We start from the raw sequence: 12,241 nt of genomic DNA on the forward strand, positions 1-12,241 counted from the left end.
ACAAAGACCCTCAAGGACTTAAAGATGCGCATTGTCCCGTTGCTGACCGCAATCATTGTGACCGTCACCCTCTACGTGCTGATCATGGAGAGGCAGGCGCTTTTGGCCTTTGCCCGCGGTGAACCCGCAGTGACCGAAGCTGACACAACCGCTCTGCCCGCGCCCGATAGCACCGAAATGAAGGCGATCGCGCAGGATCTTGTGCGGGTTGTGGTGCAAACTACCGAAGCACGTGAGATCGACAGCGCCGTTCAGTTGCGCGGCGAAACCGAAGCTGCGCGACAGGTTGATGTGATGGCTGAAACCAGCGCAACAGTGATTTCCGAACCGCTGCGTCGTGGGTCGTTTGTGGAGGCTGGCCAGGCGTTGTGCACATTGGCAGCGGGCACTCGTCCGGCGGTACTGGCGCAAGCAGAGGCAAACCTGCTGAACGCACAGGCCCAGATCCCCCAAACAGAGGCCCGCCTGCGCGAAGCTGAGGCTCGACTGGATGAGGCGCGTATCAATGACAATGTCGCCACCAAACTGTCTGAAACCGGCTATGCCTCAGACACCCGCGTGGCCGCGACGCAGGCAGCTGTGGTTTCGGCGCAAGCTGGTGTAGAGGCTGCGCGGTCCGGTCTGGAAACCACGCAGGCCGGCATTCGCGGAGCAGAGGCTGCCGTGGCCGCCGCACAAAAAGAGATGGAACGGCTGGTAATCACCGCACCTTTCGCAGGCCTGTTGGAGACGGACACCGCCGAACTGGGCAGCTTGATGGCACCCGGCGCAACCTGTGCCACGGTGTTACAGCTGGACCCGATCAAAGTGGTGGGCTACGTCGCCGAAACGCAGGTGAACCGCGTCACTCTGGGCGCGCTGGCCGGTGCGCGGTTGGCAGACGGGCGGGAGGTGCGCGGTCGCGTGACCTTCTTGTCGCGCTCTGCCGATCCGCAAACCCGCACCTTCCGCGTCGATATTGATGTGGCCAACACCGACATGTCGATCCGCGACGGACAAACCGCGGATATCCTCATTGCCTCCGCTGGCAAGCGTGCGCATCTGATCCCTGCCTCTGCTATGACGCTGAATGACGCGGGCGATCTGGGCGTTCGGGTTCTGGGCGCAGAGAACATCGTGACCTTCAAACCTATCACCCTGCTGCGTGACACTACCGACGGCGTCTGGATCACCGGACTGGCCCCGCGCGAAGATCTGATTGTAGTTGGGCAAGAATATGTGATCGACGGGGTCAAGGTGCTGCCCACCTACCGAGAGGCATCGCACACACCAGACGGCAATGACGCCAAGACTTCGGAGATCTCGCAATGACCTCCCTCATCGATTGGGCCGCCAAACGGGCCCGCATGGTTCTGGCCTTTGTGTTGATGTCGCTTTTGGCAGGTGCTTACGCCTACACCAACCTGCCCAAAGAGGGTGAGCCGGACATCGAATTTCCAGCCCTCTTCGTCTCTGTCCCCTTCCCCGGCATTTCCGCCGCAGACGCGGAAACACTGCTGGTCAAACCGATGGAGACGGAGCTTGCCGATCTCGACAACCTGAAAAAACTCTCCAGCATTGCCTCCGAAAGCTACGCCGGTGTCGCGCTGGAGTTTGAATTTGGCTGGGACAAAACCACCGTCATGGCCGATGTGCGCGACGCCATGTCGAAGGCCGAGGCGAAGTTTCCCGAAGGATCTGAAAGCTATTCGATCAACGAAATCAACTTCTCCGAATTTCCGATCCTGATTGTGAATCTCACCGGCGATGTACCTGAACGCACGATGTATCGCATCGCCAAGGATTTGCAGGACCGTCTGGAGGCCCTCGATTCCGTACTGGAGGCCGGGGTGGCTGGCAACCGCGATGAGATGGTCGAGGTGATCATCGATCCCCTGCGCCTGGAAAGCTACAACGTCACCGCCGCTGAACTGATCGGCGTTGTCACCAATAACAACCTGTTGGTCGCAGCCGGTGAGGTAGAAACCGAACAGGGCAGTTTTGCGGTCAAAATCCCGTCCAGCTTTGATGAAGCGCAGGATATCTATTCCCTGCCGGTCAAGATCAACGGTCAGCGAGTGGTGACCCTAGGCGATCTGGCTGACATTCGCCTGACGTTTGAGGACCGCATCGGCACCGCGCGGTTCAATGGCGTGACCACCGTGGCGCTACAGGTGGTAAAACGCAAAGGTTTCAACATCCTGCAAACCACGGATGAAGTACGTCAAACGATTGCGGACGTCACATCGAACTGGCCGCCCGAACTGCAGGCGGCAGTGCAGGTCGGCACGTCGAACGATCAGGGACGCATCGTGGGGTCCATGGTGTCGCAGCTAGAGGGTTCGGTTCTGACCGCGATTGCGCTGGTGATGATTGTTGTACTGGCCTCTCTCGGTTCGCGCGCAGCGCTGCTGGTGGGTTTTGCCATTCCGACCTCCTTCCTTCTGTGCTTCGTACTGCTGGCGCTGATGGAGGTGACGATTTCCAACATCGTGATGTTCGGCCTGATTTTGGCGGTGGGGATGCTGGTGGATGGCGCTATCGTTGTGGTGGAATACGCCGACAAACGCATCAAGGACGGCATCGGCCCGATGCACGCCTATGTGGAGGCTGCCAAGCGGATGTTCTGGCCTGTCGTCAGTTCCACCGCGACGACGCTATGTGCCTTTCTGCCGATGCTGTTCTGGCCCGGAGTGTCGGGACAATTTATGGGCATGCTGCCGGTCACTTTGATCTTCGTTCTGTCAGCGTCACTGGTGGTGGCGCTGATCTACTTGCCAGTGGTTGGCGGTGTGTCCGGCCGGATGAGCCGCAGTTTTGGCCTGATGTCTGAATGGCTGCAACATAAACTGCCGTGGTGGGCGGCGCGCGCAGCACTGGTGCCGCTGGCGCTGATGGTAATGTTCACCGGCGCGATGCAGCTACTGAACCCCACCTATCTCTTTGACCTTTCTGCCAGCCCGATGCGCAATTTGTTGACTGGTGGCGTGATCTTCATACTTGGTGCATTCGCCGCCTCCGTCACCATGGGCGCCGCTGAGATTAAGTGGCGCCGCAACACGGTTCAAGCAGGCCACAAACGCACGCCTTTCGGTCAGGTGATCAACCTGATCGCTGGCAATCCAGTAATGCCGCTGGCGGCCATCGCGGTGGTGATCGGCGTTGTGATTTCTATTGGCATCTACTTCGGTAACAACAGCAAAGGCACTGAATTCTTTGTTGAATCCGAACCCGAAATGGCAATCGCCTATGTCCGCGCCCGTGGCAACCTGTCGCTTGAGGAAAAAGACGAGTTGGTCAAACAGGCCGAGGCGGTGATCATGGCCCATCCCGGTGTTTTGAACGCATTTGCCTTTGCTGGTGAGGGCGGGCTCAACAACAATACTGGTGGCGCACAACCCCCCAGTGACACCGTAGGTCAGGTGCAATTTGAAACCATCCCGTGGGAGGATCGCGCAGATCGTCCCGATCTGGACGGCGATGTGGTGCTGGATGAGCTGACCGAGCAGCTGGATCAGCTGCCGGGGATCAAGATCGAAATCCTCGCCGCCGCCCGCGGCCCTGCTTCGGCAAAACCTGTGCATCTGCGGCTGAAATCCGACAACTGGGAAGATCTGCTGACCGCCACCGAACTGGCCAGCACCCGTTTCAGCGGCACCCCGGGTCTGGAACTGGTTGAGGACACCCTGCCCCTGCCCGGCATCGACTGGGAGATCAACGTCGATGTGGAAAAAGCCGGTCGCTACAGTGCCGATGTAGCCACCGTGGGCGCAATGGTGCAACTTGTGACGCGCGGCATCCTCCTTGGCACCATGCGCGTCGACACATCAGAAGAAGAGATCGAAATCCGCGTCCGCCTGCCCGAAGACGACCGCGTGCTATCCACGCTGGATTCCCTTAAGGTGCGCACGCCCGATGGTCTGGTACCGCTGGCAAACTTCATCAGCCGCAAGCCAGTGGCGAAACTGGCCACCATCAACCGCGTGGAACAGAAACGCTATTTCGATGTGAAAGCCGCCGTCGCCGACGGGCTGGTCAAGGCCAGTCTGAACGGCGAAACGCTGGGCATTCTGCGCGGTGTTGAAGAGGGCGGCACGCTCACCGCCGCTTCCGGCCAGAGCTACACGATCATCGACAGCGCTGATCCCGACGCGCTGGCGCAGGCCTTTGCCGATGACGTTGCGCAGATCACCTTCATCACCCCCGCTGAACGGATCGAGGCGCTGACCACATGGCTCGACACACGCCCCTTTGGGCCGGGAATCGAATGGGAATGGACCGGTGATCAGGAAGACGAGAAAGAATCTCAGGCCTTCCTCTCCAGCGCGTTTATCGCCGCGCTGGCTTTGATGTTCGTGATCCTTCTGGCGCAGTTCAACAGCTTCTATAATTCTGTTCTGGTGCTACTGGCGGTGATTCTGTCGACCACAGGCGTACTGATCGGAATGCTGGTGATGGATCAGACCTTTTCGGTGATCATGACTGGCACTGGCATCGTCGCGCTTGCAGGGATCGTGGTGAACAACAACATCGTACTGATCGACACCTATCAGGAGTACAGTCAGTACATGCCGCGCATCGAGGCCATCGTGCGCACAGCAGAAAGCCGTATTCGGCCTGTTTTGCTGACCACGGTGACCACTATGGCCGGTCTGGCGCCGATGATGTTCGGCCTGTCACTGGATTTTGCCGGTGGTGGCTATACCATCGACAGCCCCACCGCGCTGTGGTGGAAACAGCTGGCAACAGCAGTGGTCTTCGGTCTGGGGGTCGCGACGGTGCTGACGCTGGTCTTCACGCCTGCAATGCTGGCGCTGCGGGTCTGGGCGACGACATATGTCCTGTGGTTGGGCCGGGCGCTGAGCGCGCTTTATCTAGGTCGTGGCAGCAAGGTGGCGCAGGATCTGGCGCTGCGCAGGGCCGCGCGTAAGGTCACAGCCCCCGCCCTGCGCTGGGACACCCCGGCTGTTGCGCCGCCATCGGTGGCAGAAACGCCGGACAAACCCGCCGCAGCAGCAGAATGAAGAAAAGGCCGGCGCGTATCAGCACTGGCCTTTTCAACACCGGCCTTTTCAACACTGGCCTTTTCCATTCCATGTCAACCGGCCAATAGCGCCTCTGCCTGACGCGGCTGGTTGGCACGGCTGAGGCGCATAGTGCCCAACAGATTGCCCGCCCCCCCGTTGTTCGACAACACGCCGAAGGCTGTTCCAGTTTCAGGGCAAATATAAAGAGCGGAGCTGGAACCAGCCGTCCCCCCGTTATGAAATAGCATGCGCGGCGCGCCTTTGGCAGATTGCAACGTCACCCCGCCACAGCATTGGGCCGCAGGCTGCATGCCCCCGCGTCGCCCTAAGCCCAAAACCGGCTCGACAGAACGTTGCATGGCCCGCCCCAGCGGATCCTCCCCCCATCAAGTGCCGCCAGCACATGGCCCGCAAACCGCGCCATATCCGCCGCACTGGATCGCAGACAACCCGCACCGGCCAAGGCCTGAAACCGCCACGGCAGAACCGCTGTTCCTTTCGGCAAACGCGGGCTGACGAACCGAGCTTGCTGCGCCTCCGTCAGATCCTTGGACAGATGGTGCAGCGGCGCGTCGGGATCCACCTTGCCCTCTTGCTCCATCAGGCACAGAAGGATGGCGGTAAACACCTTGGTGATCGAACCGATTTCAAACATCAGATCCTGCGGCGCCACATCTGCGGAGGCACACCCGACATCTGATATCACGTCTGCCCCAGACACCGCTGAAAAGCCACCACACAATGTCGCGCCCCTGCATAAGGCCGCATCATCGCCTGCAATCCACCATCCATGACATGGCCTCCACACCACATCAAATGGGTGGTGTTTTTATTTCATGCAATACCTTGGGGTGTATGAACTTCATTGTACACCAAATACTCTGAGTGAATTTTGTCATTCAAGATAATCGAAGAGGGTAAAACCCTCCTCGCTTACATCCACAACAAAATGCTACTTGCCAACCGCACGCAGATCACCAGCATCGGGCGCGGCGTGTGTCTGCTCATTCGCCTGACGGTGCCACAGCTGAGCATAGCGCCCGTCCTGTGCCAGCAGGTCAATGTGACTGCCGCGCTCGACAATCTCACCTTTTTCCAGCACCACGATCTGATCCGCATCGGCAATGGTGGACAGACGGTGGGCGATTGTGATCACCGTACGTCCATGACCGGCGCGGGTCAGCGCGTCCTGAATGCCCTGTTCGGTTTCCGTGTCCAGCGCAGATGTCGCCTCATCCAGCAACAAGATCGGCGGGTTCTTCAACAACGTACGTGCGATACCCACACGCTGCTTCTCACCGCCCGACAGTTTCAAGCCGCGTTCGCCAACGGCGGTTTCATAACCTTCTGGCAGCGTCATGATGAAATCGTGAATTTGCGCGGCCTTCGCCGCCTCAACAATTTCTTCCTCCGTAGCGCCGTCACGGCCGTAGGCGATGTTGTAGCGGATGGTGTCGTTAAACAGCACAGTATCCTGCGGCACCACGCCGATCTGGGCGTGCAGGCTCTCCTGTGTAATATCGCGCACGTCATGCCCGTCAATCAGCAGCGCACCGGATTGGACATCATAGAATCTGAACAACAGCCGCCCGATGGTCGATTTACCAGAACCGGAGGACCCGACAATAGCCACTGTTTTACCCGGTTCAATATCCATCGACACGCCCTTTAGGATGGGCCGTTCGGCATCATATCCAAAGGCCACGTCGCGCAATTCTACATGGCCGCCATTCACCCCCAGATCGCCGGCATCGGGTTTATCCAACACCTCAGCAGGTTGTTCCAACAGATCAAACATCTCCCCCATATCCACCAAAGCCTGACGGATTTCACGGTACACAGTGCCAAGGAAATTGAGCGGCATGGTGATCTGGATCATATAGGCGTTGACCATGACGAAATCGCCCACGGTCAGATCGCCCCGCTCCACCCCGATTGCGGCCATCACCATGACGGCAACCAGACCGCCGGTGATCAGAAACGCCTGACCAAAGTTGAGGAAGGCCAGCGAGTAGGACGTCTTCAACGCCGCCTGCTCATAGCCCGCCATCGCCGCGTCATAACGTGCCGCCTCGCGCCGTTCAGCACCGAAATACTTGACCGTTTCAAAATTCAACAGGCTGTCGATCGCCTTTTGGTTCGCATCGGTATCCTGATCGTTCATCACCTTGCGCAGTTTTACCCGCCATTCCGTTACGGCGAAGGTAAACCAGACATAAAGCGCGATGGTCAGCACCACGACCGCCAGATACCAGACATCAAAGAGGACAAACAAAACCCCCGCGATCATCACCAGTTCCAGCACCAAGGGACCTATGGAAAACAGCAGGAAGCGTAAAAGGAATTCTACCCCCTTCACACCGCGTTCAATAATCCGGCTGAGACCGCCAGTTTTGCGGGTGATGTGATAGCGCATCGACAGGCGGTGAATGTGGGTAAACGTTTCCAGCGCCAATTGCCGCAGCGCGCGCTGACCCACGGCGGCAAAGATCGCATCGCGCAGCTGCTGGAACCCGTTCGACATCAGGCGTGCACCGCCATAGGCCACCGTCAGGCCTATGGCGCCCATGGCCAGATCAGTGATGCCTGCGCCTGCCAGCGCATCCACCGCTTTCTTGTATAAATACGGTGTCCAGACAGCGACAACCTTCGCCGCCAAGAGCGCCAGCATGGCAAAGACCACGCGATATTTCACCCACGTCAGTTCTGAATCATTGGGCCACAGGTAGGGTGCCACACGGCGGATGGTACGCCAGCCTGAGATCTGGTCATCGTTGAGATTGCTGGCGGTATGTTGCAGGCGTCGCATAGCTGGCTCTTTCTCTGGGTCCGCAGTGTAAGAAGGCAATGCTGCCTGCGGTTAAGGGGATCACATAGTTGTGTGTCCGTGCCACGGCTAGGGCAAAGACGTAAAAAGCCGCGCACAGCGGGATGCGCGGCTTTGAACATGCCTTGGTCGATGCGCCTTATTCGGGCATGATTTATTCTGGAACAGAGAAGATCTGCCCAGGGTAGATCAGGTCCGGATTGCGGATCAAACTACGGTTGGCCTCAAACACCCGCACATAGAGGATGCCATCCCCGTAAGCGTCTCGCGCAATCGCCCACAGGGTGTTTCCTGGCTGTACGGTGACAACACGCACCGGCGCATTGTTTTGAACAGCACCCACAGCGCCATCCGTTGCGCCCGCTGCGGCAACAGCGCTGGCATCTTCGCGTTTGAACGGGGTTTCAACGCGGGCGGTCACTGCCCCGTCCTGACCCAGCTGATCAATGCGCAGAGTATAGGTGCCCGGCGCCACATCCGCCAGCATCAGCGACCAACGTGTATCCTGACCAACCGTACCCTCAGCCACCACAGCATTGTCGAGGTAAACGCGCAGCAAAGCACCGGCAATGCCGCGCCCCGCCAGTTCAACCTCGCCCGCGCTGCCATAGCTTATTGCATCCAGCATCAGACCACCCTCAGGCGCCTCGGCAGCGGGTTGGATCACCCGGACACCGTCCTGACCTGCAATAATCACCGCCGGAGCGCTGGGCGCTTCGGCGGGGGCTGGGGTCGCATCCTCTTTGGTGGAGCTTTCGCCTGCGGTTTCATCACCTACGATGGCCCCCTCGGTCCCTGCAGCGTCAGCGACGGCGATCTCTTTGGCCGCGCTTTCTTCCGTGGCAGCGCCCGTGGCAGCCCCCGTATCAGCGTCGCGGCCCTGTGCTTCTTGGTCACCTTCCAATGCAATGCTGTCGGTTGCGTCAGTCTCGGCGGTCTCTTCGTCGGCGTCCGCCACCACCAAAGGTGCCGCAATCGGCGCGATGATCACCTGATCAGCGGAACGCGTGACCGTATCCCCCTGCCGCAGTTGCAGCGTCATGGCACTGGGTTGATCAGAAGGCGGCAGATTCAGGAAAGCGGCAAATTTTCCATCATCGCCAACAATCAAAGAGTGGATCACTGTATCGCCCAACAGCACCTCCAGTGTGCTGCCTGCGGCGGCCTCACCCGCGATCTGCATGTTGCCGTCAGTCTCAACCCGCACCACGTCGAAACTGGGTGGGGTCTGCGCATCTGTCGCCTCGTCGGCGGTGGCCTCCGGTGCCATATCAGCGGTGGCCTCTGCCCCCTCTTCCGCCGTCGTTTCTGTCGCAGTGTCTGCTGTATCGGCTGCCGCGCTGTCTGCGGCCTCTGCATCCGCGTCTTTTGTTTCTTCGGCTGCGTCCGCTTGTCCCTGCGCAGCAGCATCGGTTGCGGGCTGCTGATCCGCACCGGCTGCGGCCCCCGCCTCAACGGTTTCATCCGCGGCGATGGCCGTGGCATCACCGCTTTCAACACTCTGTTCTGCAGTTACCTCTGGTGTGGTTTCCGCGACATCCTGCGCTGCATTTTGCACGCTGTCTTCAGTCGTCTCTTCGCCGTCAAACACACCCAGTCCAAAAAGGGCGATCAACACCACAATCACCACACCCGCACCATAGGCCAGCGTCTGACCTGTGCTTGTCGCGCCAGCGGCGGCTCCGGTTTCTTTGGTCATTGGTTTTCCTTCCCCAATTTTTGCACTGAACGCTTTCATCAGCGGCCATAGTGAGCCGTCCCCTCGGCCCAACCGCATCCAAGCGCCATAGTCTCTATGCGCCATATCAACAAGCCACACGGCGCATCGAAAAATCGCTGCTGCCAGTGGTTGAGCCACCCTAAAATCAAGGGTATCACAGGTCACAAGCACGATTAGCCAAGGAAAATCAAGATGATTAGCCCCTCCGTCTGTGTCTTTTGTGGTGCGCGTTCTGGGAATGACACGTCCTATCGTGAGGCCGCCCAAACAGTGGGCACAGCCTTGGCCCTGCATAAGTGGCGGCTGGTCTACGGCGCCGGAGACGTGGGGCTGATGGGCACAGTGGCCCGCGCCGCGCAGGATGCGGGCGGCGAGACCTTTGGCGTCATCCCGACACACCTGATGAAGGCCGAAGTCGGCAAGACCGACCTGTCCACTTTTGTGATCACCGAAAACATGCATGAACGCAAGAAGGTGATGTTCATGAACTGCGACGCCATTGTGGTTCTGCCCGGTGGGGCCGGATCGCTGGATGAGTTTTTTGAGGTGCTGACATGGCGCCAGCTACAACTACACCAAAAACCTATTTTCCTATTGAACACCAACGGGTTCTGGGACCCTCTTCTGGCGCTTTTGCAACATGTGATCGACAATGGATTTGCCGATCAGACACTGCGTGAGATGGTCCGCGTGGTGCCTGACACAGATGCCTTGGTCGCGGGGCTCACCAGCGCCCTGCCCAAAGTCGGCTGACTGCGTAAGCGCGTCCTAGCGCAGCTACAGGTGCCCGTTTTTCAATTGTCAGGATGCGCTTGCACGACGTGCACGCCAAAGGCTGGCCCCGCTGTAAAGCGCCAGTGCCAGCCAGATCAGCGGAAACGCCACCGCATGCCAGACCCCGAAAGGTTCGGCAAAAACCAACGTGGCCACCAGAAATTGCAGTGTCGGGTTCAGGTATTGCACCAGCCCCACAGTGGCCAGCTGCACCCGTTTGGTGGCGTAGGAAAACAGAATCAGCGGTGTCGCGGTCAGCGGCCCCGAGATCATCAGCAAAACCAGATCCCCCGCGCCGTCGCCCAGCGGCACCCGCCCCTCCTGCCACGCGATCAACAACACCGCGATGGCCACGGGGCTCAACAACAGCACCTCAACCATGACCGACAGAACAGGGCCAATGGTCAGGCGTTTCTTGATCACCCCATAGAGGCCAAAGGTCAGCGCGATGATCAGCGAAACCCAAGGGGCCACACCAAGGCCAATGGTCAGCACGACCACCGCAACTGCAGCCAGCGCCACCGCGATGCCCTGCAGGCGCCCCAAACGTTCGCGGAAGAACACCACACCCAAGAGAACCGACACCAGCGGGAAGATATAATAGCCCAGCGACGCCTCCGTCGCCTTGCCCACCTGAACCGAGTAGATGAACAAAAACCAGTTCGCCGCGATCATCAGTGCAGCCACAGCCAACACCAATACCTGACGCGGTTGCCGCAGCACCGCAGGCAGTTGCGACAGCCGTCCCTGCACCGCCAGCACAAGCGCGAAAAACACACAAGACCACAGCGTCCGGTGCGCCAGAACCTGCAACGGCGGCACATGATCCAGCAACTTGTAAAACAGTCCCGACAGGCCCCAGACCACACAGGCGGTGATCAGCGCCAGAACCCCTGATTTTGCCTCTGACATCCAGCGCCCCCCTGCCTGCGTCTGTTCGACCGCGCCACCATCACCGGCCTGCCGCAGGAGCGCAAGTAGGATTGTAGCGGCCCAGTAATCACCGCAGAGCAGCGTCTATGCGGTCGTTACAGGCGGCTTCAGGCAGGCAGCGGTTTGGCTTGATCGCTGGCACTGTCCTGCGCTTTGTCGGATTTGTGCTGATCCTCGGTCCGGCCAGAACGCCAGTAACTTGACAGGTAGAGTTGGTCGCGGGCAACACCACGGTCATTTCGATAATAGCTGCGCAAAGCCCGCATGCTGTCAAATTCGCAAGCCGTCCAGACAAAGGGCTGACCGGCGCGCCAAGGCAGCGCTTTGATCGCCGCCACCAAAGCGCCGTTCAACTGATCGGCATCGGGGTTCACCACCCAGTGCACCGTCATCCCAGCAGGCAGATCCATCGGCTGTTTGTCAGCCTCACTGTTGACCTCAACCACCACGTCGCCCTTCGCGGTTTCGGGCAGACGTTCGATGTTGCACATCAGCGCGGGGATGGCGGTCATGTCGCCCGCGATCAAGTACCAATCTGGGGCGGGATCGGCGGCGGGATCAACCATTTTGATCGTCCCCGGCCCACCTAATGCGATGGTGTCACCGGCGCGGGCATTCAGCGCCCAGTCCGTTGCCAGACCACCTTTGTCCCCATGCAGAGCGAAATCAACGCTGATCTCGCCTCTGACTGCATCATGCGCACGAACCGAATAGGTGCGCATCACCGCACGATCAGGATTGCTGCGCGGAGCTTCTGGAAAAATCAGTTTCACATAGCCACCTTCGCGCCCAACAGGGAAATCCGCCAGCCCTGCCCCGCCAAAGATGATACGATACATATTAGGGCTCACATGTGAAACAGAGCGGACAGTCGCCAATCGAGGGGCATTAGATTTCGGAGAGGTGGCCATAAAACAATCCTGTTTGCTGCGTCTAAGAATACCCATATTTGTTCTTGAGTGAATTAATCAAGTTTACATT

General features: G+C 59.2%; 9 protein-coding genes. 3 read left to right on the plus strand and 6 right to left on the minus strand.

All coding sequences use genetic code 11. From position 1 onward, the window contains the following. Positions 1 to 24: 24 nt before the first annotated feature. Positions 25 to 1,311 (plus strand): efflux RND transporter periplasmic adaptor subunit, encoded by a 1,287-nt coding sequence (locus tag MHM86_RS03180; protein WP_239195640.1) that lies wholly within the window; start codon positions 25 to 27, stop codon positions 1,309 to 1,311. After that, the gene (locus MHM86_RS03185) at positions 1,308 to 5,003 is read left to right on the plus strand and encodes an efflux RND transporter permease subunit (RefSeq protein WP_239195642.1); all 3,696 of its coding nucleotides are present in this window, start codon (positions 1,308 to 1,310) and stop codon (positions 5,001 to 5,003) included. Before MHM86_RS03180 ends, MHM86_RS03185 begins: the two co-directional genes overlap by 4 nt. Positions 5,004 to 5,077: 74 nt before the next feature. On the opposite strand, the gene MHM86_RS03190 is transcribed toward MHM86_RS03185, so the two are convergent. The 4 genes from MHM86_RS03190 to MHM86_RS03205 all read right to left on the minus strand — a co-directional run bounded on the left by MHM86_RS03190 (position 5,078) and on the right by MHM86_RS03205 (position 9,532). Next, positions 5,078 to 5,254: a hypothetical protein gene (locus tag MHM86_RS03190; protein WP_239195645.1), complete on the minus strand. Its 177-nt coding sequence runs from the start codon at positions 5,252 to 5,254 to the stop codon at positions 5,078 to 5,080. Positions 5,255 to 5,331: 77 nt separating this feature from the next. Next, positions 5,332 to 5,661, minus strand: coding sequence for a serine hydrolase (locus tag MHM86_RS03195; RefSeq protein ID WP_239195646.1), 330 nt, complete (start codon positions 5,659 to 5,661; stop codon positions 5,332 to 5,334). Between the two features lie 297 nt (positions 5,662 to 5,958). Continuing rightward, complete coding sequence (locus MHM86_RS03200) at positions 5,959 to 7,815, minus strand: ABC transporter ATP-binding protein/permease (RefSeq protein ID WP_239195647.1); 1,857 nt, start codon at positions 7,813 to 7,815, stop codon at positions 5,959 to 5,961. Positions 7,816 to 7,987: 172 nt separating this feature from the next. Next, positions 7,988 to 9,532: a LysM peptidoglycan-binding domain-containing protein gene (locus MHM86_RS03205; RefSeq protein WP_239195648.1), complete on the minus strand. Its 1,545-nt coding sequence runs from the start codon at positions 9,530 to 9,532 to the stop codon at positions 7,988 to 7,990. 213 nt (positions 9,533 to 9,745) lie between these two features. Here MHM86_RS03205 and MHM86_RS03210 point away from each other — a divergent pair, with 213 nt between their 5' ends. Then, positions 9,746 to 10,306: a TIGR00730 family Rossman fold protein gene (locus MHM86_RS03210; protein ID WP_239195652.1), complete on the plus strand. Its 561-nt coding sequence runs from the start codon at positions 9,746 to 9,748 to the stop codon at positions 10,304 to 10,306. Between the two features lie 48 nt (positions 10,307 to 10,354). On the opposite strand, the gene rarD is transcribed toward MHM86_RS03210, so the two are convergent. Continuing rightward, positions 10,355 to 11,239 carry an EamA family transporter RarD gene (gene rarD, locus MHM86_RS03215; protein ID WP_239195655.1) on the minus strand — a complete coding sequence of 295 codons (885 nt, stop codon included), beginning with the start codon at positions 11,237 to 11,239 and terminating at the stop codon, positions 10,355 to 10,357. Between the two features lie 128 nt (positions 11,240 to 11,367). Further along, on the minus strand, positions 11,368 to 12,207 hold the full coding sequence (locus MHM86_RS03220) for a siderophore-interacting protein (protein ID WP_370644008.1): 840 nt from the start codon (positions 12,205 to 12,207) through the stop codon (positions 11,368 to 11,370). Between the last annotated feature and the right edge of the window lie 34 nt (positions 12,208 to 12,241).

This window comes from Thalassobius sp. Cn5-15 (genome assembly GCF_022347685.1).
GTDB lineage: Bacteria > Pseudomonadota > Alphaproteobacteria > Rhodobacterales > Rhodobacteraceae > Thalassobius.